General features: G+C 73.5%; 18 protein-coding genes and 2 pseudogenes. 13 read left to right on the plus strand and 7 right to left on the minus strand.

Annotation, left to right across the window (positions count from 1 at the left end):
* Nucleotides 1-97 precede the first annotated feature (97 nt).
* Nucleotides 98-889: a transcriptional repressor LexA gene (lexA, locus tag ET495_RS02500; protein WP_129202352.1), complete on the minus strand. Its 792-nt coding sequence runs from the start codon at nucleotides 887-889 to the stop codon at nucleotides 98-100.
* Nucleotides 890-1,159: 270 nt separating this feature from the next.
* Here lexA and ET495_RS02505 point away from each other — a divergent pair, with 270 nt between their 5' ends.
* Both ET495_RS02505 and nrdR read left to right on the plus strand, forming a co-directional pair.
* Entirely contained in the window at nucleotides 1,160-1,528 is a 369-nt protein-coding gene (locus ET495_RS02505; RefSeq protein WP_162616339.1) for a LysM peptidoglycan-binding domain-containing protein, read from the plus strand.
* Between the two features lie 60 nt (nucleotides 1,529-1,588).
* Nucleotides 1,589-2,089 (plus strand): transcriptional regulator NrdR, encoded by a 501-nt coding sequence (gene nrdR / locus ET495_RS02510; RefSeq protein WP_129202356.1) that lies wholly within the window; start codon nucleotides 1,589-1,591, stop codon nucleotides 2,087-2,089.
* Between the two features lie 4 nt (nucleotides 2,090-2,093).
* Here the strand turns inward: nrdR and serA are convergent, their stop codons facing one another.
* Entirely contained in the window at nucleotides 2,094-3,335 is a 1,242-nt protein-coding gene (gene serA / locus ET495_RS02515) for a phosphoglycerate dehydrogenase (RefSeq protein WP_129202358.1), read from the minus strand.
* 105 nt (nucleotides 3,336-3,440) lie between these two features.
* Complete coding sequence (locus tag ET495_RS02520) at nucleotides 3,441-5,735, minus strand: HelD family protein (protein WP_129202360.1); 2,295 nt, start codon at nucleotides 5,733-5,735, stop codon at nucleotides 3,441-3,443.
* A gap of 307 nt (nucleotides 5,736-6,042) precedes the next feature.
* Between ET495_RS02520 and ET495_RS02525 the strand changes: the two are divergent.
* Nucleotides 6,043-6,992 (plus strand): annotated as a pseudogene (locus ET495_RS02525) (PAC2 family protein).
* A 104-nt stretch (nucleotides 6,993-7,096) separates the two neighbouring features.
* A complete protein-coding gene (locus ET495_RS02530; RefSeq protein ID WP_129202361.1) occupies nucleotides 7,097-7,300 on the plus strand; it encodes a cold-shock protein in 204 nt (67 codons plus the stop codon).
* Between the two features lie 109 nt (nucleotides 7,301-7,409).
* On the opposite strand, the gene ET495_RS02535 is transcribed toward ET495_RS02530, so the two are convergent.
* Nucleotides 7,410-8,342, minus strand: coding sequence for a spermidine synthase (locus ET495_RS02535; RefSeq protein WP_245993266.1), 933 nt, complete (start codon nucleotides 8,340-8,342; stop codon nucleotides 7,410-7,412).
* Between the two features lie 194 nt (nucleotides 8,343-8,536).
* Here ET495_RS02535 and ET495_RS02540 point away from each other — a divergent pair, with 194 nt between their 5' ends.
* The 3 genes from ET495_RS02540 to ET495_RS02550 all read left to right on the plus strand — a co-directional run bounded on the left by ET495_RS02540 (nucleotide 8,537) and on the right by ET495_RS02550 (nucleotide 10,856).
* Complete coding sequence (locus tag ET495_RS02540; RefSeq protein ID WP_129202365.1) at nucleotides 8,537-9,043, plus strand: SAV_6107 family HEPN domain-containing protein; 507 nt, start codon at nucleotides 8,537-8,539, stop codon at nucleotides 9,041-9,043.
* Complete coding sequence (locus tag ET495_RS02545) at nucleotides 9,040-10,332, plus strand: DNA polymerase IV (RefSeq protein ID WP_129202366.1); 1,293 nt, start codon at nucleotides 9,040-9,042, stop codon at nucleotides 10,330-10,332. Before ET495_RS02540 ends, ET495_RS02545 begins: the two co-directional genes overlap by 4 nt.
* A gap of 125 nt (nucleotides 10,333-10,457) precedes the next feature.
* On the plus strand, nucleotides 10,458-10,856 hold the full coding sequence (locus tag ET495_RS02550) for a DUF3040 domain-containing protein (RefSeq protein WP_129202367.1): 399 nt from the start codon (nucleotides 10,458-10,460) through the stop codon (nucleotides 10,854-10,856).
* 241 nt (nucleotides 10,857-11,097) lie between these two features.
* On the opposite strand, the gene ET495_RS02555 is transcribed toward ET495_RS02550, so the two are convergent.
* The 3 genes from ET495_RS02555 to ET495_RS02565 are packed head-to-tail and all read right to left on the minus strand — an operon-like array spanning nucleotide 11,098 to nucleotide 15,667.
* Nucleotides 11,098-13,389, minus strand: a complete 2,292-nt coding sequence (locus ET495_RS02555) for a transglutaminase TgpA family protein (RefSeq protein ID WP_129202368.1) — start codon at nucleotides 13,387-13,389, stop codon at nucleotides 11,098-11,100.
* Entirely contained in the window at nucleotides 13,386-14,684 is a 1,299-nt protein-coding gene (locus tag ET495_RS02560) for a DUF58 domain-containing protein (protein ID WP_129202369.1), read from the minus strand. The genes ET495_RS02555 and ET495_RS02560 overlap by 4 nt, the downstream gene beginning before the upstream one ends.
* A complete protein-coding gene (locus ET495_RS02565) occupies nucleotides 14,684-15,667 on the minus strand; it encodes an AAA family ATPase (protein WP_211340953.1) in 984 nt (327 codons plus the stop codon). Before ET495_RS02565 ends, ET495_RS02560 begins: the two co-directional genes overlap by 1 nt.
* 438 nt (nucleotides 15,668-16,105) lie before the next feature.
* On the opposite strand from ET495_RS02565, the gene mraZ reads away from it, so the two are divergent.
* The 6 genes and pseudogenes from mraZ to ET495_RS02595 form a co-directional block, all read left to right on the plus strand.
* Entirely contained in the window at nucleotides 16,106-16,573 is a 468-nt protein-coding gene (gene mraZ, locus ET495_RS02570; RefSeq protein WP_129202370.1) for a division/cell wall cluster transcriptional repressor MraZ, read from the plus strand.
* 173 nt (nucleotides 16,574-16,746) lie between these two features.
* Nucleotides 16,747-17,769, plus strand: coding sequence for a 16S rRNA (cytosine(1402)-N(4))-methyltransferase RsmH (rsmH, locus tag ET495_RS02575; RefSeq protein ID WP_129202372.1), 1,023 nt, complete (start codon nucleotides 16,747-16,749; stop codon nucleotides 17,767-17,769).
* The gene (gene ftsL, locus ET495_RS02580) at nucleotides 17,766-18,194 is read left to right on the plus strand and encodes a cell division protein FtsL (RefSeq protein ID WP_211340897.1); all 429 of its coding nucleotides are present in this window, start codon (nucleotides 17,766-17,768) and stop codon (nucleotides 18,192-18,194) included. The genes rsmH and ftsL overlap by 4 nt, the downstream gene beginning before the upstream one ends.
* Nucleotides 18,195-18,268: 74 nt before the next feature.
* Complete coding sequence (locus ET495_RS02585) at nucleotides 18,269-20,272, plus strand: peptidoglycan D,D-transpeptidase FtsI family protein (RefSeq protein ID WP_129202374.1); 2,004 nt, start codon at nucleotides 18,269-18,271, stop codon at nucleotides 20,270-20,272.
* A gap of 109 nt (nucleotides 20,273-20,381) precedes the next feature.
* The gene (locus tag ET495_RS02590; protein WP_129202376.1) at nucleotides 20,382-22,079 is read left to right on the plus strand and encodes a UDP-N-acetylmuramoyl-L-alanyl-D-glutamate--2,6-diaminopimelate ligase; all 1,698 of its coding nucleotides are present in this window, start codon (nucleotides 20,382-20,384) and stop codon (nucleotides 22,077-22,079) included.
* Nucleotides 22,076-23,290: pseudogene (locus tag ET495_RS02595) on the plus strand (UDP-N-acetylmuramoyl-tripeptide--D-alanyl-D-alanine ligase); the annotation flags it as partial. The gene ET495_RS02590 and the pseudogene ET495_RS02595, both read left to right, overlap by 4 nt.
* Between the last annotated feature and the right edge of the window lie 37 nt (nucleotides 23,291-23,327).

Below are 23,327 nucleotides of genomic sequence, written 5' to 3' on the forward strand. Positions count from 1 at the left end.
CCCGTTTCAGCGCACCCTGTCTCTGCGCGCGCAGAGGGCGGGCGCGACGCGCCCTGGCTGGTGCGCGCGTCCGGTCACGCACGCTCGACGGTCTCCGTCAGAGTGCGCGCAGCACCGCGACGACACGGCCGAGAATCTGGGCCTCGTCTCCGGGGATCGGCGCGTACGCCGGGTTCTGCGGCAACAGCCACAGGTGCCCGTGGTCCCGCTTGAATGTCTTCACCGTCGCCTCGCCGTCGATCATCGCGGCCACGACCTCGCCGTTCTCCGCGACGGGCTGTCGCCGCACCACGACCCAGTCGCCGTCGCAGATCGCGGCGTCGACCATGGAGTCGCCCTGCACCTTGAGCAAGAACAGGTCACCGTCGCCGACGAGCTGGCGGGGGAGTGGGAACACGTCCTCGACGAGCTGTTCGGCCAGAATCGGGCCACCGGCCGCGATGCGCCCGACGACGGGCACGTACGACGGTGCGGCGAGCTGCTCGTCGTCGAGGCCCACGTCGAGACCGGCGACGAGTCCTGCCGCCGGGTGTGCCTCGCGGCCGGCGGAGGGAGCGGCCGTCTGTGCACCGCCTGTGTCGTCGCTGTCGGCAGCGGACGGGTCGACGACCTCCATCGCACGCGGCCGGTTCGGGTCGCGGCGTAGGTAGCCCTTGCGCTCAAGGGTCATGAGCTGATGCTTGACCGACGAGGGGCTCGCCAGCCCGACGGCCTCGCCGATCTCACGCATCGTGGGCGGATACCCACGGGTCTCGACCGAGGTGCGAATCGTCTCGAGGACGCGCTGCTGCCGCGGGGTCAGACCGCGCTTCGACCCCGGATCGGGAAGCGTGCTCACCGTCGCCAGCCCAGGGGCGCCCGTCCCCGTGCTCGTCGTGCGACCCGTCATGACCTCTCCGTCCGTCGTCGTTCGCACACCCTTCGCGGGTGCGCGTCTGCCTCGTCGGTGGTGACCGTCCGGCGACCGTCTGACGACCTTTGTTTGTGCTGGTCGTAGGCCCAGCCTAGGGCACGAGTCCCGCGGGATCAAACACGTGTTCGACGCGTGTCTCGACATTGTCGGCGGGCCGTGTCATGCTACAGGTGTTCTAACGAACGCCTGTTCTAACGAACCGGTGTTCGAAGCCGAAGACCGACCCCGGAGGATCTCATGGCCGCCATGACCGTCAGCCCTGCGGCTCGTACGTTCCCGTCCGCCCCGCGTGGGGTGTCGATGCCCCACGGCGCCTTCGGGCTGGGTGGCCTGCGGCTGACGGTGCGCGGACGGGTGGTGCTGATCGCCGTCGCCGTGCTGGTCTCGGGCGCGTTCCTCGGGCTGGGTGGGCGCGCCTTCGCGTCCGATCCGGGACGTCCGACCGAAGTCACGGTCCATACTGTCGCACCGGGGGAGACTCTGTGGGGCTACGCGCGGCAGGTCGCCGCGCCCGGTGAGGACGTGCGCGATGTCGTGGCACACCTGCTCGACCTCAACGAACTGAGCTCGGTGGCACTCACCGTCGGCCAGACCATCCTCCTTCCCGCCGCCTGACCAGCGAATGTGCTGAGATGTGCGCACTCACGGTGCGCCGCGCCCGGTAGTCTCACGGGCATGCACTGCCCGTTCTGCCGTCACCCCGACTCACGTGTGGTCGATTCGCGAACCTCAGACGATGGCTCGGTGATCCGTCGTCGCCGCCAGTGCCCGTCATGCGGACGCCGGTTCACGACGCTCGAGACAGCGAGCCTGTCGGTGGTCAAGCGGTCCGGTGCAACAGAGCCCTTCAGCCGCGACAAGATCGTGCTGGGCGTGCGCAAGGCGTGCCAGGGTCGGCCGGTGAGCGAGGACGACCTGGCGATCCTCGCCCAGAAGGTCGAGGAGACCCTCCGCCAGCAGGGCAGCGCCGAGATCGACGCGTACGAGATCGGACTGGCGATCTTGGGCCCGCTGAGGGACCTCGACGAGGTCGCCTACCTGCGCTTCGCGAGCGTCTACCAGGCGTTCGAGTCCCTCGAGGACTTCGAGAGCGCGATCACGTCGCTGCGCGCCGAGCACGCCGACCGACTGACCGACGACGAGGCGACGACGTCGGAGCCGAACCGGAAGGGCTGAGCCCTCAGGCCCCAGCGGCCGGGCCCGGAGGGAACTCGGGACGGTCGAATGCGTCCCGGATCCGCAGGCGCACCGTGGTCGCCATCTCCTGAAGCTTGGCCGAAGCCCCGCGCTGGGCGACGTCGGAGATGTCGGTGACGACGTAGCCGACGTCGCCGCGCGTGGCGAGAACCTGGCCCTCGATGTTGGCGCCGTGCTCGGCGAAGACCTGGTTGACTGCGGCCAGGACGCCAGGCACGTTGCGGTGCAGCACCATGATGCGGCCGACGCCCGTGGGAGCGAGCTGGAGGTTGGGCAGGTTGACGCTCAGCATGGTCGAGCCCGTGGCGAGGTAGTCGCGCAGCTTGCCGGCGACGAACTCGCCGATCGCCTCCTGCGCCTCCTCGGTCGAGCCGCCCACATGGGGCGTCAGGATGACGTTCGGCAGCCCCCGCAGCGGCGAGTCGAACTCGTCGCCGCGCTTCTTCGGCTCGGTGGGGAACACGTCGACGGCGGCGCCCGCAAGGTGCCCCGACTCGATCGCGGCGCGCAACGCCTCGACGTCGACGACGAAACCCCGTGACAGGTTGAGGAAGATCGCCCCTGGCCGCATGCGCTCGAAGAGGTCCGAACCGAAGAAGCCGGCGTTGCCCGGCCTGCCGTCGACGTGGATGGTCACGGCGTCCGCGACCTCGAGCAGCTCCTCGATGCTGCGCACCCGGCGTGCGTTGCCGAGCGAGAGCTTCTCCTGCACGTCGTAGAAGACCACGCGCATTCCCAGGTTCTCGGCGAGCACCGAGAGCTGTGAGCCGATGTTGCCGTAGCCGATGATGCCGAGCGTGCGGCCGCGCACCTCGTGGGCGCCGTCGGCCGTCTTGTCCCAGACGCCGTCGTGGAGCGCCTTGTCGCGCACCGACAGGCGTCGGGTCAGCGAGATGATCTCGGCGAGCGCGAGCTCGACGACCGAACGGGTGTTGGAGTACGGCGCGTTGAAGACCGCGACACCGTGAGACGTGGCCGCGGCCAGGTCGATCTGGTTGGTGCCGATCGAGAACGTGCCGACGGCCACGAGGCCGGGGGACGACTCGAGGACCTTGCGGGTGACCGTGGTCTTGGACCGGATCCCGAGGACGTGGACCCCGTCGAGCGCCTCGATCAGCTCGGCTTCGTCGAGTGCGCCGGAGCGCGTCTCGACCTCGAACCCCGCGTGACGCAGGATCTCGGTGGCGACGGGATGGACGTTCTCGAGGAGAAGGGCTCGCAACACGCCCCCATGGTGCTCCCTGAGGCGAGCCGCGTCCAAACCCGTCTCACGCTGTCCCACTCCGGTGTCGCCGGGCGTCACCCCGCCGGATGGCCTCGAGGGACGGGATCAGCCCGTGAAACCGGGCGGCAGAGCGCGCTCGTGCACGACAGTCAGGCGCTGTGTCGGGCGCGTCATGGCGACGTACAGGTCGGACCAGCCGCCCGGCCCGGCCGCGACGTCGACGGGCTCGACCAGCACGACCGCGTCGTACTCCAGGCCCTTGACCTCTCGGGGCGCGAGCACGGTGACCTGCTGGTCCTCGGGCCGCTGCGCGGCGAGGCGCGCGAACTCGTCCGCGCCGAGGACGTCCGGGAGCGCGTCGTCGACGGCAGCACGCAGCGACGGGAGCGCCGAGGCGTCCGCGATCACGGCGACGCGTCCGCCGCCGTCGGCCCCGACGAACTCCCGTGCCAGCTCCGCGACCGCGTGGGCGACCGCGTCGGCGGTCCCACCCGCGCGCACCTCGACGTCGACGATGGCGCCCGGCACCTCACGTGCGGCCGTGAGGGGCGAGGCGGGCAGGCCCACGGCCTTGGCCACGCGTTGTGCGGCGTCGGCCACCGCGGCCGGGGTGCGGTAGCTGACCGTGAGCTCCTCGAGCCGCCAACCGTCACGCAGCACGGGAGCCAGCGCGGCGGACCACGAGCGCGCACCTGCCGGCGAGGCAGTCTGGGCGACGTCGCCGACGATCGTCATGGAGCGCGTCGGGACGCGTCGTGCGAGCAGGCGCCACGCCATCGGCGACAGCTCCTGCGCCTCGTCGACGACGACGTGGCCGTAGGTCCACGCGCGGTCGGTCGCGGCCCGCTCTGCCGTCGTCAGGCGCGGACCTCCCGACGCGAACCGCTCGGCGAGCGTCTCGGCGTCGACGGGGATCATGGCGCCCGCCGCCGCTCCCGACGCCAGCACCGACCTGGCGTGCCGGAGCGCCTCGGCGCGCTCGGCGGCCAGCGCGCGCTCCTCGGCGCGCGAGACGTCGTCGTCGTCGCCCAGCAGCTCGGCCGCCTCGTCCAGGAGCGGGACGTCGGACTCGGTCCACGGCGCCCAGGGTGCGCGCAGCACTGCCGCGCGCTCGGCGTCGGTGAGCTCGGGGGCGGCCTCGGCGAGCCGGTGCGGCCGCGAGAGCAGGTCGTCGACCAGCTTCTTGGGCGAGATGGGGAACCACGCGAGATTGAGCGCTACCCGAACCTCGCGCATGCCGCGCAGGTCCTCGAGCACCATCGCGCGGTCCTCGGGCGTGTGCTCGCGACCTTCGGCCGCCTGGTACTGCTCGGCGAGACGAGCGAGCATGTCGCGCACGAAACCGGTGCGGGCCTCGTTGTGGGGCCTGTGGGTGCGGCGTGCCCGGGCGATCGCGTCGCGCACGTCACGGCGACGGATGACGAGGTGGTGGCCGTCGAGCTGCACCCGCACGTCCCGCTCGGGTACACGCTCGCGCGCCCGCACGGCGCGGCGGACCACGTCGGCCCACAGCAGCCGGCCCTTGATCTCGGCGACGGCACCGTCCTCGACCACGGTCGCGGTGATGCCGGGAAGCAGCTCGCCGAGCGTGGTCGAGACGACACCCGTCTCGCCGAGCGAGGGGAGCACCTGATCGATGTAGCGCAGGAACGAGCGCGACGGACCCACGAGCAGCACACCGGACCGCTCCAGCTGGCGCCGGTGGGCATAGAGCAGGTAGGCGGCGCGGTGCAGGGCCACCGCGGTCTTGCCCGTGCCGGGCCCGCCCTGGACGACGAGCGCTCCGCCCAGGTCGGAACGGATGATGCGGTCCTGCTCCGACTGGATGGTTGCGACGATGTCGCTCATGCGGCCGGTGCGACGCGTCGCGAGCGCCGCGAGCAGGGCGCCTTCGCCCGACAGCGACGCAGCGCCGAGCTGGCCCCCATCGTCGGTGGCGTGCTCGAGGTCGAGCAGCTCGTCCTCCACGCCCGTGACCCGGCGGCCCGAGGTCACCAGGTGGCGACGGCGGCGCACGCCCGCAGGCTGGAGCGACGTCGCACGGTAGAACGCCTCGGCGGCGGGGGCGCGCCAGTCGGTGAGCAGCGACCGCTGCTCGTCGTCGGTGAGGCCGATCCGGCCGACATACCGGACGGCGGTCTCGCCGTCTGGCTCGGGCGCGGCGAGGTCGAGGCGGCCGAACGCGAGGCGGTCCTCGACCGCGTCGAGCTGGGCGGCGCGGTCCTCGTAGAGCGTCGCGAACGCGTCGCGTTCCGAGCGGTTCTGCGGCGAGCCCGAGGGTCCTTCGCGGCGCACGTCGCGCAGGCGACCACGTGCGCGCGCCCGCAACACGTCCAGGCGGGCGTAGAGCTCGTCGACGACTGCCTGCTCGTGCACGATCTCGTCCTGCCTGCCTGCCACGAGTCCTCCCATCGCGCCGCGTCCGTGCGACCCGTCCGACGGGTCGGCCGTCCATTATTGCCGACGAGCGGTGCCGCGGTGTTCGCGTCCGAGCCGCGGACGCCGCTGCGGACGCCGCCGGGGGCGCCGTGCGGGTGTTCGCGGGCTCGTCCCCTGGGACCGTCCGGTGCGCCGCGCCGTCGGCGCGCAGGCGAGCCGCGCTGGTCCGCGATGGTCCGCGCTGGGCGAACATGCGGGCGGGAAGCATGGTGGTGTCCGGCTGGTTGACGTCGATGACGGCAAACGTCGCCGCACACAACGTCGCCGAATGGAAGGAGTGGACGTGCTCGATCCGCAAGGAGTCGTGACCGTCGACGAGGAGGCGGTCGCCGCGACGCTCGGCATGCGGAGCGCTCAGGGCACCCGGTCGGGACCGGTGATGCTGCACGCGCTGCGCGGGTTCGTCGACGCGGGAAGCGCCGGGGTGATCGGTGCCACGCACCTGGTCACCGAGCTCGAGTCGACGCGCGTGGCGACGTTCGACATCGACCAGCTTCTGGACTACCGCTCGAAGCGGACCTTCATGACGTTCGACGCGGACCGATGGACGGCCTACGACGAGCCGTTCCTCGCGATCGACCACCTGCGGGACGGTGACGGCACGGGATTCCTGCTCTTGCACGGAGCCGAGCCCGACCTGCAGTGGGAGCGCGTGATCGCGGCGGTGCGGCAGCTCACCGAGGAGTGGGGGTCTCGCTCATGGTGGGGTTCCACGGTGTGCCGATGGGAGTGCCCCACACACGCCCGCTCACGCTCACGGCGCACGGCACACGTCCGGGTCTGACGGAGGACTACACCTCGTTCTTCGGGACCGTGAAGGTGCCCAGCTCGATGGGCGCGCTGCTCGAATACCGCATGGGCGAGGCGGGGCACGACGCGCTCGGGTTCGTCGTCCACGTGCCGCACTACCTGGCGTCCTCGCAGTACACGCCGGCAGCCGTGGTGGCGCTGCAGCACGTGGAGCGGGCGACCGGCCTGAACCTCGTCACGGGTCGCCTCGCCGCAGCTGCGGCCGACGCGACGGCGGAGGTCGAGCGGCAGGTGCGCGACTCGAGCGAGGTGCGTGCCGTCGTGACGGCCCTCGAGGAGCAGTACGACAGGCTTGCGCGCAGCCTCGGCAGGACGAGCCTCCTGGCGGAAGCCGCGCCCATCCCGACGGCAGACGAGCTTGCGGCGGAGTTCGAGCGGTTCCTCGCCCAGCAGGCCGACGACGAGTGAACCGGCCTGTGGAGAACCCGTGACGCGGGGCGTGTGACGTGCAACACTGCATCGACGGTCGGCCAACAGGCCCGCCGGAGGCAGCAGGAAGGTCGAGCACGAGCATGGCGCAGGGTTCTGTGAAGTGGTTCAACGCGGAGAAGGGCTTCGGGTTCATCGCCCAGGACGGCGGCGGTGCCGACGTCTTCGTCCACTACTCCGCCATCCAGACGAACGGCTACCGCACGCTGGAGGAGGCGCAGCGGGTCGAGTTCGAGATCACGCAGGGTCCGAAGGGCCCGCAGGCGGACCAAGTCGTCCCGCTCTGACGACGCCGTCACGCCGGCCGTGGGCGCGGCCCGGTTCCCCGATGCGTTCGGGCGCCGGGTCGCACCCGCGGCCGCGTCGTGTGCGCGTCGTGGCGGCGGCGTTCGCCGCTCAGAGCGGGCGGGCCGTCGCGATGAAGCGTTCCAGCCCGGGGCCTGTGACCGGCTGGGCCGGGACCGGGAGGGCGCGCAGCGCGCGCGCCAGCGCCGGGACGCTCAGGTCGGGTGTCTCGGGTTCGATCGCTGGACCCTGGCTGGCGCTCAGTCCGGGTTCGGGTCCGGGCGCGGCCGGGAGGCCCGTGCCACCCCCGGCGCGTGAGTCCGTGGACGGCGACACGTCCGTCTGGGCGTGCTGCGCGCGAGCCGGTCGCGAGACTGACCGCACTGCGGCGAGGACCAGGTTGCCGTATCGGCGGCCCTTGAGGATGCCGGGCTCCGCGACGAGCGCGAGCCGTCCCTCGGCCACCGCGTCGGGTCCGAAGGCCGCGGCGAGCGTCGCCAGCTCGCGCCGGACGCGCGCGAGCGGCGGGCGGTCGGCACAGTTGACGAGATAGATCCCGCCGGGCCGCAACGCCTTGACGACGTGCTCGGCCGTCTCGCCCGTGACGAGGTGCTCGGGTGTGGCGTCGCCCGCGAACACGTCCCGGACGACGACGTCGTAGCTCCCCGGCGCCGCCGACGCGACGGCGCGGGCGGCGTCGTCGGCCCGCAGGCGCAGACGCGGGGCGCGCGGCAGGTCGAACCACTCGCGCACGAGCACGACGAGTCGGGCGTCGATGTCGACCGCTACCTGGCGTGACCCCGGGCGCTCGGCGTCCCAGCACCGGGCGAGCGCGCACCCCGCGGCCCCCAGGTGCAGCGCGCGCAGCGGGCCCGAGGTCGTAGCGCAGACGACGGCGTTCATCTGCTGCATGTACTCGAAGGCGAGGAACCCGGGGTCGGCGAGGTCGAGGTAGGAGCTCGGGACTCCGTTGACCTGGAGGGTCATGCGTGCGGAGTGGTCGGGGTCGGGCAGGACTTCGGCGGTCCCCGTGTCGATCGGCACGGGCCCGGAGGGGAGCGCGCCGCGGGATGTCGGTGGCTCGGCGGACGATGGGGAGCGTCTCGAGGGACGCGCGCTGCGGCGGGCCATAGGTCAAGTGTCCCAAGGGTTGTGAACCACACGGTCACAGTTGACAAGTATCGAACAGGTGTTCGAGACTGGTGGGGCGGGGTGACCCGCCGGACGGGAGGTGCGAGATGACCCTCAAGCACACGGCGCGGCGCCGGACGGCAGCATCGGCCGTCGGCGAGCGAACGGCCCCTTCTGCGCCGGCTCCCGTGGCGCCGCCGGTCGTGCCGGGTGCCGTCGCGCGTCTGCTCGTGCTGGCCGACGCCGAGCTCGCTGAGGCGGCCGACGCGAGCGACCCCGCCGACCGCTTCCTGCACGCACATCTGGCGGCACTGCGCAGTGCCGCGGCCGTGGTGGAGCTGCGGGGGCAGCCCGGGCCGCGTTCGGGGGTGCGCACGGTGTGGGAGATGCTGGCCAAGGTCGAGCCGTCGCTGGCCGCGTGGTCGGTGTACTTCGCTTCCGGCGCCCGGCTGCGAGCGAGCGTGGATGCCGGGCACGGGGAGGCGGTCAGCGCCGAGCGGGCGGCAGAGCTCGTCGCGTGCGCCGAGGACTTCCGCGACGAGGCCGCGATGATCGTCGACCCCGCCGCCGGGTTCTCCCGTCCGCTGCGCTGGGCGGCGACGGCGGCCTCATGAGCAAGGCCCCGCGGTCGGCGACCGCGAACCGCGACTGGGGCTCGGACGAGTCCCGCACCTCGATCATGCATGTCGACATGGATGCGTTCTTCGCAATGTGCGAGCTCGCGCGCCGGCCCGAGCTGCACGGCCTGCCCGTGATCGTCGGGGGACGTGAGCGCGGGGTCGTCCTGGCCGCGACCTACGAGGCGAGGGCGTTCGGAGTGCGGTCGGCAGTCCCGATGGCCTCAGCCCTGCGCTTGTGCCCGCAGGCCGTCGTCGTGCCGCCCGACCACCGTCGGTACACCGACGTCTCGCGCGCGATCATGGCGACGATGGGGGAGATCACGCCGATCGTCGAGCAGATCAGCATCGACGAGGCGTTCCTCGACGTGTCGGGCGCGCGCCGTCGCCTCGGGCCGCCGACGGCGATCGGTGCGCGCCTGCGCGCCCACGTTCAGGCGGTGCACGGTGTGACCTGCTCTGTCGGCATCGCGAAGAACAAGTTCCTCGCCAAGCTGGCGTCGACCCATGCCAAACCCGACGGCATGCTGCTCGTGCCCGCGGAAGCCTCGGTGCCGTTCCTGCGCACGCTTCCCGTCGGGGCGCTGTGGGGTGTCGGGGAGAAGACAGAGGCGAGTCTTGCGAGGTGGGGGATCACCACGGTCGCGCAGGTCGCGGACACCGACGTCGCGACGCTGCAGGCTGCGGTGGGTCGCGTCCAGGGCGCGCACTTGCACGACCTCGCCTGGGGCCGTGACCCGCGGCCCGTGGTCCCGGTCAGCCACGAGCGCTCGATCGGCAACGAGACGACGTTCGGCGCGGACCAGAGCGACCTGCGCGCGGTCGAGTCGCGAGTCCTCGAGCTGTGCGACAAGGTCGCGGCGCGGTTGCGCGAGCAGAGCGTGGTCACGCGCACCGTCGCGCTCAAGGTTCGCACGAGCGACTTCCGCACCCTGACCCGGTCCCGCACGCTCGACGGCCCGACAGACGTAGCGCGCGAGCTCTACCGCGTGGCGAGAGAGCTGCTCGCAGGGGTCGATCTCCAGGGGCTGCCCGTGCGGTTGGTGGGCGTGCGAGCCGAGAGCCTGCAACCGCGCGCCGGGCTGGCGGAGCAGCTCACGCTGGACGAGGCGAGCGCGGAGCGGCCTTCCGCGCAGCGCGACGCCGAGCTCGCTCTGGACGCCGTCCGGCTGCGGTTCGGCAAGTCCGCGATCGGGCTCGGACCAGGCGGAATGGCGTCGGCGAGCAGGCGCGCGGTGGAGGATGGCGAGCGTCTCCGCGACTCCCGACACGCCCCGACCGGGTGAAGTTGCTCCCGGAGCCGAGTCCGAGGTGCGTCGTGCGATCGGACGGTGTTCGCCTGATTACCCCAACGTCTCGCGGCGGGCCTATCCTGTTGTGAGGAAGAACTCCACCAGACGAGGGGGTCGCGATGCCTCTGTCCGAGTACGAGCAGCGCGTGCTGGAACAGATGGAACGCGCCCTGACGAGCGACGATCCCCGCCTCGCCAATACCCTCCAGTCCTCAGGCCGTCGCCCCGTGGCGCGCTACGTGGTGGCCGCCATCGGACTGATCGTCGGCCTGCTCGTTCTCGTGCTCGGCGCGGCGAAATCGAACGTCATCGTCGGTGTCGTCGGATTCGCGGTGATGTTCGCCGCCGCGGCCTGGGCCTTCGCGTTCGTGCCGCGCTCCCGGGGCCCGGCCGGGGCCGTCCGTGACGACGGCAGTGTCGCAGCGCGACCAGCGCGAAAGCGCGGACGCCAGGGCAGGGCGGGCCTCATGGCGCGATTTGAGGCGCGCTGGGACCGTCGGCGCGACCTCGGGCGCTGAGGGCGCCCTACGTCCCGGAAGAACGAGCCGCAGTACCCGGGCACGAGGGGCCGAACGGCCCGAGCGGCCCGCGCGGAACGTGCCCGTGGAGTGACGTCGGCGGCGGAGTTGCGCACCCGTGGCGACGCGCTCCCGAGCAGCGCATGCGCCCCCACGGCGCGCGGCGAGTTCCGCGCGAACGGTTCGCGGCCCGCGAGGTCCGGCGCGTGGTGCCCGCGCGGTCCTCATGCTGCGCAGGTGCTCAGCGCCCGGCGCCGACCCGGGACCGACCGACTGCCGCGACTCCCGCGGTGACGTCGCGCGTGAGCTGGGCGAGCCGGTCCTTGCCGAGCGGATCGACCTGCGCGGCGTAGCGCTCGGCCTCCAGCGCGCCCGCGAGCGAGGTGAGCGCGTCCTGCACCGGGTCCGGGATCGCCTCGCCTGTGCGGGCAGCCCAGGCGCGCGCCACCTCCTGAGGCGCTTGGCGCGGGGTCGTCGCGGTCGGGAGAGTGATGCCCGCTCCGGCGAGCGCCGTCACGACGCGTACCCACGCGGACTCGGCGTCGAGCGGGGGACGCACGGACCGACGGCGCAACCACAGGACCACGATCGCCGCTCCGGCCGTGAGCGCGAGGCCCGCACCGACGAGCCAGCCGCGCGAGGACGACGTCCCCTCCACGACCTGCTCCTGGGCGCGCGGTGTGGCCGGGGAGGTGCCTGGTGCGGGCGCCTGGGCCGTCGCTGCGGTCGTGGGCGCCGTGCGCTCGTCGGCGGTGGGCGTCGGTGCGGGGCTCGCGCCGACGCTCGACGGGTCGGCGTAGGAGGGGACGGCGCCGGCCTGGATGGCGGGCGTCGGTTCGAAGCGGACCCAGCCGCTGCCGGGGAAGTAGAGCTCGGGCCAGGCGTGCGAGTCCTCGCCCGTCACGGTCCACCGGACGCCACCGTCGACGGGGGTGCCGGGTAGGTAGCCGACGCCCAGGCGGGCCGGGATGCCGAGCGTGCGGGCCAGCGTCACCATCGTCGTGGCGAACTGGACGCAGAAGCCCTGGCGCTGCTGGAGGAAGTCCCACACGGGGTCGCCGGTCTCCCCGCGCGGCACCTCGACGTCGTAGGTGAAGCGTGTGGCGTCGCGCAGGTACGACTGGAGGGCGACGGCGCGGTCGTAGTCGGTGGCGGCGTCGCCGACGATCTCGCGGGCGGTGCGCGCGATGTCGGCCTCATGGCTCGTCGTCGGCACGGAGAGGAACTCGTCGGAGACGACGTCGGCGCCTGCGGGCGCGTCCCGCAGGGCGTCGGCGGTCAACGAGCGCGGGTGGACGTCGAGCGTGAAGGTGTCGCCGTCATGCGTCGTGGGGCCTCCGACGACCTCGTCGCGGTCGGCGTCGTAGCGCCAGCCACCGTCGGCCGTGACGGCGCGCGGCTCGATCGACAAGGGCAGCCGGTCCTCGCGCATGGTGCCGACGGTGACGTCGACGCGTGTCGGCTCTTCGGCCGGGCGCGTCTCCTGAGGGAAGAGGAGATCGCCGGGTTCGAACTCGACGCCGTCGACGTCGGGACCGCCGGTCCAGTGACGGCCGTCGAACGACGACAGGGTCAGGAGCCTCAGCGGTCCGACGGTCGAGCCGGTCGAGGTCCGGTAGCTCAGCACCTCCGCGGTCGAACGCGTGCTGAGCGAGCGGGCCATGTCGAGGTCGTCGGCGAGCCGCACGGAGCGTGCCGTCGTCGTGAACAGGGATGTCCAGGATCCACCGGACCCGGTCGTCCCCCCGGCGGCCGCCGAGGCCGCGAGCGCAAGCGCGGTGACGCCGGCAGCCGTGACGGTCGTCCGCGCCGCCCGCCGCCACTCGGCTTGCCGTACCTGCGCTCCGACGCGCAGGTCGTGCGTGCGTCGTGTCGCGGGCGGCGCGTCGAGCGCGAGGCCGAGCAGGAGCGTGGCCGCGGTGACGGCGAAGGTCACGCGCGGCACGCCGCCCGTGAGCACGAGCTGGGGGAGCCACAGCACCAGCACGGCGGCGGCCGCGAGCAGCGGGTGTCGCAGGCCTGAGGCGAGCGCGTCCGCCGCGAGGAGCACCCCGAGCGCGCCGCCTACGCACAGCAGGGCGACGGGCGCGGTGGCGACGACGGGAGCGACCTCGCCGCGGATGATCTCGCCGGCCGCCCCGAGCAGGTCGCCGAGGCGCGAGAACGACCCGGCGTCCGGGAGCCACTGCGTCGTCCCGCCGACTCCCCCGAAGCGCGCAAGCAGGTACCAGGCCGCGACGAGCGTGCCCACCAGAGTGGGGACGCTCGAGGACGTGCCGCCGTCGTCGCGCGGGACACGCCCGATCTGCGCGCCGGCCCGGGCCGCGGCGGCGACCCGGGCCCGGCGCCCGCCGATCGCGGCGCGTGTCGCGGCGATCGCGGCCCCGACCAGCAGCACACCACCGACGCCGACGGCAGGCCACGGTGGCAGCACGATCGTGCGCAGCCCGAGCATGGACGTCAGGACTGCGAGCATCACCAGCCCGGTCGAGACGGCGAGTCGCACGGTCGCCGGGGTCCTGGCCGGGATCATTCGGCACGCTCCGCGAGCGCCGACCATGCCCGGTCGTGCGACGTCCCCGGGGACGTCGTCGCGACCCGCCAGCCCGCGGACCGCAGGACGGCGACGGAAGTCGCGGCGTCGGTGGCACGCCGGGCGACGAGAAGCGCCCAGCACGAGGCCCCCTCGGTCGACAGCGCGGCCAGCTCGCCCAGCGCGTCCGTGGACTGGGGGTGGAGGACGGCGACCATGACCTCGCCGGGGGTGCGTCCGGCGCGCAGGGAGCGTGCGGTCTCGGCGAGCGCCGCGTCGGCGTCTGCCGCGGTGCGAGGACCGGCCAGGTCGACGGTCGCGTCGAGCAGGGCGGGCCGGCCGGTGCGTGCGCCGGTGACGAACCGAGGGGAGTCGCCCAGCGCCGCGCGTGCGGTCGGGACGAGCCGCACGGGGTGGCCGGCGTCGAGGAACGAGCACGCGAGCGACGCGACGAGCTCGACCGCCCACTCGCCGTCGCCGTGCAGCGTCCCGGCGACCGACCGCTGCTCCCCGGGAGCGGGCAGGAGCGCGCGGTCGAGCACGACGGAGACGGGCCGCACCCCGGCGGCCTCGTCGGTGCGCACCATGAGGCGTCCCTGCCGGGCCGCGGTCGGCCAGTGCACGCGGCGCGGGTCGTCGCCGGCCACGTACTCGCGCAGCACCGCGTCGTCGGGTGCGGTGCGGCGTGCGCCTGTGCCCACGTTCTCGAGGTCGCCCAGCAGACCGGTGTGCACCGCCAGCTCGGTCGTGCGGGGCCACACGGTGACGACGGTGGGTGCGCCGAGCGGCTGAGTGGTGCGGACGAGCCCGAACGCGTCGGTCCGCGTGGTCAGCAGCGGTCCCAGCGGCCAGTGCCCGCGCCGTGCGGGGTGGATCGCGTACCGGACCTGGATGCGGTCGGGTCGTGCGGACACGCGTGCGCGCACGCCCGAGGAGCCGGCGAGCTCGTGCGAGGCCTGCTCGGAGAGCCGGATGCGCGCGAGCCTCTCGAAGGCGGCCGCCGTCGGCCGCGCGGGGCCGACGAGCAGCTGTGTTGCGGCCTCCTGGCCACGCACGACGGGGTCGGGCGTCACCTGCCGTGTCACGGCCAGGGCGCCGCGCCCGGCGTCGAGGCGCTGCACCCCGTGGGTGATCCAGGCGACGGCCACGGCGCCGAGTGCGGCTGCGCCGAGGCCGACGGCGTCGGGCACGCGCAGCAGACCTCCGAGCACGGTGAGGACGACGCCGACCACGGCCAGCGTGACGCCGCGGCGTGTGGGGCGCACCCGCGCGATGCGGCGCAGCGTTCCCGTCATCAGCGACGGCCTGGGGCAGGTGGCACCGGCGTGCGCTCGACGATCTGTGTCACGACGTCCTGCGGCGTCGTGCCCTGCAGGCGCGTCTCGGTCGTGAGGATGAGGCGGTGGGCGATGACGGGGACGGCCAGCGCCTGGACGTCGTCGGGCAGGACGTGCTCGCGCCCGGCCATGGCGGCGCTGGCCTTGGCCGCCTTGAGCAGCTGGAGCGACGCGCGCGGTGACGCGCCGAGCCGCAGCGCGGTGTGCCCGCGCGTGGCGCCGACGAGCTCGAGGACGTACTGCTTGACGGCCGGTGCGGCGTACACGTGCCGCACGAGGTCCGCCAGCCGGAGCATCGTCGCGCCGGTGGTCACGGGCGCCAGGTGCGCGAGCGGCGAGGTTGCCTCCTGCCGGTCCAGCATGAGCATCTCGGCGTCGTGGTCCGGGTAGCCGACGGTCAGGCGGGCCATGAACCGGTCGCGCTGCGCCTCGGGCAGAGGGTAGGTGCCCTCCATCTCGACGGGGTTCTGCGTTGCGACGACGAGGAAGGGGCGCGGCAGCCGGTGCGTCGTGCCGTCGACCGTCGTCTGCCCTTCCTCCATGCACTCCAGGAGCGCCGACTGCGTCTTGGGCGACGCGCGGTTGATCTCGTCGCCGATCACGATGTTGCTGAAGACGGGTCCCGGGCGGAACTCGAACTCGTGCGTCTGGGCGCGGAAGATGTTGACGCCCGTGAGGTCGCTCGGCAGCAGGTCGGGCGTGAACTGGATGCGGCCGACCTGGCAGTCGATCGAGCGCGCGAGCGCCTTGGCCAGTGTGGTCTTGCCGACGCCGGGCACGTCCTCGACCAGGAGATGCCCCTCGGCGAGGAGCACGGCGACCGTGAGCCAGGCCAGGCTCGGCCGCCCCGTGGCGACGGACTCGATCGCGTCCCGGACGCGTGACGTCACGTCGACGAGCTCGTCCAGGCCGGCCCTCAGTGCACCCTGTTCCGACCCCAGGCCTGCCGACTGCTCGGCGCCCGGGGTGCCGGCGTCTGCGGGGCGGCGTGCGGGGGGTTCGGAGAGCGTCGGTGTGGCGGGCTCGGGGTGCACGGGAACCTCCGCGTCGAGGGCGAGAACCCCGTTCGGGGACACGGCCGAGCCTAATCGACCGACTCCCCGAACGGGGCTCTCCCCGCGCCTCCCTGCGGCCCCCCGGGACCCCGCGGGGCCGCGCCACGGTGGGTCGCGCAGCTGGTTCCGGGCCGCCCGAGGCGCCCGGGGTGTCGCGGCATGTCCAAGTCCCTCCACCGCTCTCCACTGCGGCTTCGTGGCGCTGACCTGCACCGTCGCTCGCTGTCTGCGTCGTGGTGGGCCCCGCGCCGCCGAGTTGCCGGGTCTGGTGGAGGGAAGTGGAGTACGGTGGAGCCTGCGGGAGCGCTGAGGGAGGTGCAGGCCGTGGCAGGAGTGGAGTCGTTCGTCGGCACGGGCCTGCTGCTGGGCACGTACACCCCGAAGCTCGACGAGAAGGGCCGGCTGATCCTCCCCGCGAAGTTCCGGGCCCGACTCGCTCCCGGACTGGTCATGACGCGAGGGCAGGAGCGCTGCCTCTTCCTCTTGCCGATGGACGAGTTCGGCCGCATGTACGAGCAGGTCCGGCAGGCTCCCGTGACCTCCCGTCAGGCGCGCGACTACCTGCGCGTGCTCCTGTCGGGGGCGAGCGACGAGGTGCCGGACAAGCAGGGCAGGGTCTCGATCCCGCCCGTGCTGCGCGAGTACGCAGGGCTCGACCGGGAGGTCGCCGTGATCGGCGCCGGCACCCGTGTCGAGGTCTGGGACCGCGTGGCGTGGGAGAGCTACCTGGCCGCACAGGAGTCGGCGTACTCCGAGACGGCCGAGCAGATCTTCCCGGACCTCGCCTTCTGACCGACAACTCCACAGCACGACCTCGGGGCCCCGCCCCGCGAGGCCTCCTCCCGCGAGGGGCTGACGCCACTTCCCCGGCGCCAGCAGGACGCGGAGGGAGACCTGGCCGGACGGGGTCCCGCTCGCCCCGGGTCCCTCCCGGGGCTCAGGCCGATCGAGACGAAGGAGGAGCCTTGGCCGACGACGAGCGCAGCACCGCGGACCGCCACCAGCCGGTGCTCCTCCAGCGTTGCGTCGACCTGCTCGCTCCGGCGCTCGCCGAGCCCGGCAGCGTGCTGGTGGACTGCACGCTCGGCATGGGTGGTCACACCGAGGCGGTGCTGGAGCAGGTGCCCGGTGCGCGAGTCGTGGGCATCGACCGCGACCCGCAGGCGCTGCGTCTGGCAGGCGAACGGCTCGCGCGCTTCGGCGACAGGTTCACCGCGGTGCACGCGGTCTACGACGAGATCGGCGACGTCGTCGCGCGTCTGGGGCTCGACGGCGTCCAGGGCGTGCTCATGGACCTCGGGGTCAGCTCGCTACAGCTCGACGAGGCCGGGCGCGGCTTCGCGTACGCCCAGGACGCGCCGCTCGACATGCGCATGGACCAGACGACCGGCATCACGGCGGCCGAGGTGCTCAACACCTACGACGAGCGCGAGCTCACGCGGGTCCTGCGCGAGTACGGCGAGGAACGCTTCGCCGCGAAGATCGCCCGTTCCGTCGTCCGACGACGCGTCGAGCGTCCCTGGGCACGCACGCACGAGCTCGCCGACCTGGTGCGCGCGTGCATCCCGGCCGCGACCCGCAAGACGGGCGGCAACCCGTCGAAGCGCACGTTCCAGGCGTTGCGGATCGAGGTCAACGGAGAGCTCGAGGTGCTCGAGCGGGCCGTTCCGGCCGCGATCGAGGCACTGGCCCTGGGTGGGCGCATCGTCGTCGAGTCGTACCACTCGCTCGAGGACCGCATCGTCAAGCGCGCCATCGCGCGCGGGACGACGTCGTCGGCGCCGCCTGGGCTGCCCGTCGAGCCCGAGACGCACCGGCCCTACCTCGAGGCGCTGACGCGCGGTGCCGAGGAGGCCGACGCCGACGAGCTCGTGCGCAACCCCCGCTCGGCCTCCGTACGGCTGCGTGCGGCGACCCGGACGCGGCCCACGCCCGCACACCTGAAGACAGGCACCCCCAGCATCACCCGCAAGGAGGAACGTCGATGAGCGCACTTCGAGCCCCGGCCGCAGTTCCGAGCCGCCCGGTCGCGCCGTCGCGACGCACCCGCCTGACCGCGCTGCCCGGAGGCCGCGCCGAACGGGGGCGGCGGTTCGCCGCCGTGCGCGCGCCGCTCCAGGCGCGCTCGGGCGTGCCGTTCCTGGTGATGTGCGGGTCGGTGCTGGCCGCGGCGCTGCTGGCCGTGCTCGTGCTCAACACCACGATGGCGCGGGGCTCCTACGAGATGACCCGGCTGCAGTCCGACGGCGTTCGTGCGGCGCAGGACGTCGAGTCGACGCAGGAGAGCCTGCGCGCGGCCGAGGCCTCGCTCGAGCAGCGGGCGACGCGCCTGGGCATGGTGCCGAGCGAGGGTGCGGCGTTCCTCGACGTCACGGCCGCGGCGGCCGCCGCCGTGCCCGAGGCCGGGCAGTGACGCGGCGCGAGGTTCCCGCGACACGCGCGGGCGCCTCGCGCCCTCCAACGGGCTCGACCGCGCAGAATCGGGACGTGACCGGGAGCCGGGGCGGTGCCCGCCAGCAGCCGAACGCGGCGCGCACGACGCGCGGTGCGGCGTCGGCCCGTACGCCGGCAACCGCGCGCGCGGGCAAGCCGGCCGTCGGCGCGGCCGCGAGGCCCGCGGCGGGGCGTGCCGCCCGGCCTGCTCGTACGACGCCGCGTGCCCAGGCCCGCCCCACGGCCGTTGCGCGCTCGTCGGGCACGGTCCAGCGCCGCGTCGTGCCACCTCGCCCGCCGCGCGCGGCGTCGCCCGAGAAGCGGCAGCGCTGGCTGACGGTGATCGCGGCGCTCGTCGTCGCCGTGTTCATCGGCCGGCTCGTCCAGGTCCAGGTCTTCATGGCGCCGGACCTGGCCGCGGAGGCGCGCAGCCTGCGCACCACGACCGTCGTCGAGCCCGCGCACCGCGGGGAGATCACCGACCGCAACGGCGTCGTGCTCGCGACGTCGGTCGACCGGTACACGGTGTCGGCCGACCCCAAGGCCGTCCAGAGCTTCCGCGCGTACGGCCGCACCGACGCCGACGACCACCCGGTCGCGGACGGGGCGCTCGGCGTGGCACAGCTGCTGGCACCCGTGCTGGGCACGAACAAGGCCGAGCTCGCCGCGAAGATCAACGGCACGTCGCGGTACGTGCTGCTCGCGCGCAACGTCGAGCCGGAGAAGCAGCGTGAGATCCGCGCGCTCAACCTCCAGGCGTACATCCGCACCGAGCTGGTCTCCAAGCGCGTCTACCCCGCGGGTTCGGTGGCGGGGACGCTGGTCGGCTTCGTCGACGACGAGCAGAAGGGGCAGGGCGGCCTCGAGAAGGCGTACGACGCCGTGCTCGCGGGAACGGCGGGCAAGGTCACCTACGAACGCTCGCTCGACGGCGTGCGCATCCCCGGCGCCGAGCAGGACTCGACGCTCGCCGTGCCGGGCGGCGACGTCGTGCTGACGATCGACCACGACGTCCAGTGGAAGGCCGAGTCGGCGATCAACGACATGGTGAGCAAGTCGGGTGCGGCCTACGGCATCGTGCTCGTCGAGGACGCGAAGACGGGGGAGATGCTCGCCATCGCCGACTCGGGTTCGGCCGACCCCAACGACCGCTCGACCGCGAGCGTCGCCAAGGGATCGCGTGCCGTTCAGGACGTGTTCGAGCCAGGCTCGACCGGCAAGGTCGTCACGATGGCAGCCGCGCTCGAGTCGGGGGCGTGGACGCCCGGCAGCCAGTTCACGGTGCCGTACATGTTCACCACGCCCAACGGGCAGACGTTCCGGGACTCCCACGACCATCCCGTCGAGCAGCTCACGCTCGCCGGGGTGCTCGCGCAGTCGTCGAACTCGGGCACGGTGCAGATCGCGGAGAAGATCCCGCCGCAGGTCCAGTACGACTACATGCACAAGTTCGGGTTCGGCCAGACGACCGGACTGGGCCTGCCGGGCGAGTCGCGCGGCATCCTGCACCCCGCCGACCAGTGGGACGGGCGCACCCGCTACACCGTGGCGTTCGGCCAGGGCGTCTCGGTCAACGCCATGCAGGCGACCGGCGTGTTCACGACGGTCGCCAACGGGGGAGTCAGCGTGCCTCCGACGCTGGTCAAGGGCACGCGTACCCCGGGCGGCGACCTGGAGCCCACCTCGACCGCCGCAGGGTCGCGCGTCATCTCCGAGGAGACCGCCGCGACGCTCCTGCACATGCTGGAGGAGGTCACCGGTGAGGACGGCACCGCTCAGGCGGCGCAGATCCCCGGGTACCGCGTCGCCGGCAAGACGGGCACGGCGCAGATCTTCCTGCCGAGCGGCGGCTACACCTACATGGCGTCGTTCATCGGCGTCGCCCCGGCGGACAACCCGCGCTACACCGTGTCGGTGTTCCTCAAGAGCCCGCACAGCTCGATCTTCGGCGGCGTCGTGGCGGCGCCGGTGTTCCGGGACGTCATGAGCTTCGTGCTCCAGAAGGAGGCCGTACCGCCGAGCGAGCCCGCGCCCGAGCCGCTTCCGCTGACCTGGTGAGCGCCGACCGACGGGTGCCGTGCCGGTACCGGTGTCCAGCCGCCGCGAACAGCGGCGGAGCGCGTCCGTCCCGGCCGGTTCCGGGCGTGGCACGGGCTAGGGTCTACTCGTGACATCCCCGTTCGACCGGATCCGGCCCGAGGCCACCACGCCACGCCGGGTGCGGGACCTGGCCCACACGTTCGACCTGAGCGTCGCCGCAGGTCTGCCGCCCGGTGACGGAGGGCCGACGGTCACCTCGGTCGCCTCGGACAACCGAGTGGTCGCCGACGGCGACCTGTTCGTCGCGCTGCCCGGCGCTCACGCCCACGGTGCCCGGTTCGCCGCCGACGCCGTCGCCCGAGGGGCGCGCGCGATCATCACCGATGGAGCAGGAGCGGCGATGCTCGGGGCGGCCACGGGTGTGCCGGTGCTCGTCGCGGCCGACCCCCGCACGGTGCTCGGCCCGGTCGCCGCGTGGGTCTACGGGGCGCCCGGAGAGCACCTGACGACGTTCGCCGTCACCGGCACCAACGGCAAGACGACGACGACCTACCAGCTCGACCACCTGCTGCGCGCGCTGGGCTTCACCTCAGGGCTCGTCGGCACCGTCGAGATGCGTTCGGGCGACCGCGTCCTGCCGTCGCGTCTGACGACGCCCGAGGCCGCCGACCTCCAGGCGCTGCTGGCGGCGATGCGCGAGGACGGCGTGCGCACGCTGGCCATGGAGGTCAGCTCGCACGCGCTCGCGCTGCACCGCGTCGACGGCGTGCGCTACGGCGTCGCCGGGTTCACCAACCTCAGCCAGGATCACCTCGACTTCCACGGCGACCTGCAGTCGTACTTCGCGGCCAAGGCACTGCTCTTCACACCCGAGCACGCGCGCTGCGGCGTCGTGGTCGTGGACGACGCCTGGGGCGAGCGCATGGCGGAGGTCGCGACCATCCCCGTCGCGACGCTGCGCACCACGCCGGCGCGTGACGACGGCGGCCACGCCGCCGACTGGGTCGTGACCGACGTCGAGCCGCACGGCACCGGGTCGGCGTTCACCGTGACGCACCGCGACGGCCGGTCGCTGCGCACCTCGACGACGCTGCCGGGCGGCTTCAACGTCGCCAACGCGGCGCTCGCACTGGTCATGGTGCTCGAAGGCGGGGCACACCTGGAGGACGTCGCCGAGGCGCTCGACGCGTCGGGCGGGCTCGCCGCCGTCGTCCCGGGGCGGATGGAGGTCGTGGGTGCCGGTGGAGCGGACGCGCCGCGGGTCGTCGTGGACTTCGCGCACAACACCGAGGCGCTCGAGCTCGCGCTGGGCGCGTTGCGGCCCACCACGCCCGGACGCCTGATCGTCGTGTTCGGCGCGACGGGAGACCGGGACGCGGGCAAGCGGCCGGCGATGGGCGCGGCCGCGGTCGCCGGCGCGGACGTCGTCGTGGTGACGGACGACGACCCGCACGGCGAGGACGCGGCCGCGGTGCGGGCCCAGGTCATGGCCGGAGCGCGTGCGGCGCGGGCCGTCGCCGCGCAGGCTGGACCCACGCACACCGGGTCCGTCCCGTCGGCTCCGGCGTCCGTACCGACCCCATCCGCGCGGCATCCTCAGGCCCGTACGGTTGCCGTGCACGAGATCGCGCCGCGGTCCGAGGCGATCCGCGTGGCCATCGCCCAGGCAGCCGAGGGGGACACGGTGCTCGTGGCCGGCCGCGGGCACGAGACCATCCAGGACGTCGCGGGGGTCGACGTCCTGCTCGACGACCGGGTCGAGGCCCGGGCCGCACTCGCGGCCCGGCCGGGCACCGGCAGGAACGAAGGGACCACCACCCCATGATCGAGCTGACCGCGTCCGAGGTCGCGCAGGCGACAGGAGGCCGGCTCGCGGCCGACCCGCAGGTGCGGGTCACCGGCCCGGTGGTCGCGGACTCGCGGCTCGTGGAGCCGGGGTCGCTGTTCGTCGCCCTGCCGGGAGAGCGCGTCGACGGCGCCGACTTCGCTTCCGGTGCCGTCGCTGACGGTGCCACGCTCGTGCTGACCGAGCGCGAGCTCGACGTGCCCGCCGTCGTCGTCGCCGACGTGCGCAGGGCGCTGGGCGACCTCGCACGGGCCGTGCTCGAACGGCTGCGCGCGCAGAACCCCGACGTCCACGTCTTCGGCATCACGGGATCGGTCGGCAAGACGACGACCAAGGACCTGCTGGGTCTGCTCGTCCAGGGGGAGGACCCGCGTGACACCATCGCGCCGCGCGGCTCGTTCAACAGCGAGGTGGGCCTGCCGCTCACGGTGCTGCGCGCGTCGGCCCGGACGCGGCACTTCGTCATGGAGATGGGCGCGGACCGCCCCGGCGACATCGCCTACCTGGCCACGATCGCGCCGCCGCAGATCGCGATCGTGCTCGCGGTCGGCACGGCGCACATCGCCAACTTCGGCAGCATCGAGGCCATCGCCAACACCAAGGCCGAGGTCATCACCGGCCTGCGCCCGAGCTCCGTCGCCGTGCTCAACGCCGACGACGAGCGCGTGCTCGGGCTCGCGCCGCGCGCGACCGGGCTGGGCCACCGCGTGGTGACGTTCGGCCGCGTTCCGTCGGCGGACGTGCGCGCCGAGGACGTGCGTATCGACGCGACGGGCCGGGCGTCGTTCACGCTGCGCGTCAGCGGCCGGCTTGCCGCCGCGGGCGAAACCGCCGAGGACGTGCGTGTCCCGGTGACGCTGCGCCTGGTGGGCGAGCACCACGTGTCGAACGCGCTCGCTGCCGCGACGGCCGCGATCCTCGCGGGGCAGGCGCCGGCCGTCGTGGCCGAGCGGCTCGGGCGGGCCGAGCCGGGCAGCCCGCACCGGATGGCCGTGACCGAGCGCCCCGACGGGATCACGGTCGTCGACGACGCCTACAACGCGAACCCCGAGTCGATGCGCGCCGCGCTCCGGTCCTTGGCCGTCATGGCGGGGCGTGAGCGGCGCTCGGTGGCCGTGCTCGGGGAGATGCTCGAACTGGGCGAGGGGTCGCGCGTGGCACACCACGAGATCGGCCTGCTCGTGGTGCGATTGAACGTCAAGCTCCTCGTCGTCGTCGGTGACGGGG

This window comes from Xylanimonas allomyrinae (assembly GCF_004135345.1).
Taxonomy (GTDB): Bacteria; Actinomycetota; Actinomycetes; order Actinomycetales; family Cellulomonadaceae; genus Xylanimonas; species Xylanimonas allomyrinae.

Coding starts and splice junctions, on each gene's coding strand:
- lexA (WP_129202352.1), bottom strand. CDS start 889: ATGACGGGTCGCACGACGAGCACGGGGACGGGCGCCCCTGGGCTGGCG.
- ET495_RS02505 (WP_162616339.1), top strand. CDS start 1,160: ATGACCGTCAGCCCTGCGGCTCGTACGTTCCCGTCCGCCCCGCGTGGG.
- nrdR (WP_129202356.1), top strand. CDS start 1,589: ATGCACTGCCCGTTCTGCCGTCACCCCGACTCACGTGTGGTCGATTCG.
- ET495_RS02530 (WP_129202361.1), top strand. CDS start 7,097: ATGGCGCAGGGTTCTGTGAAGTGGTTCAACGCGGAGAAGGGCTTCGGG.
- ET495_RS02540 (WP_129202365.1), top strand. CDS start 8,537: ATGACCCTCAAGCACACGGCGCGGCGCCGGACGGCAGCATCGGCCGTC.
- ET495_RS02545 (WP_129202366.1), top strand. CDS start 9,040: ATGAGCAAGGCCCCGCGGTCGGCGACCGCGAACCGCGACTGGGGCTCG.
- ET495_RS02550 (WP_129202367.1), top strand. CDS start 10,458: ATGCCTCTGTCCGAGTACGAGCAGCGCGTGCTGGAACAGATGGAACGC.
- ET495_RS02555 (WP_129202368.1), bottom strand. CDS start 13,389: ATGATCCCGGCCAGGACCCCGGCGACCGTGCGACTCGCCGTCTCGACC.
- ET495_RS02560 (WP_129202369.1), bottom strand. CDS start 14,684: ATGACGGGAACGCTGCGCCGCATCGCGCGGGTGCGCCCCACACGCCGC.
- ftsL (WP_211340897.1), top strand. CDS start 17,766: ATGAGCGCACTTCGAGCCCCGGCCGCAGTTCCGAGCCGCCCGGTCGCG.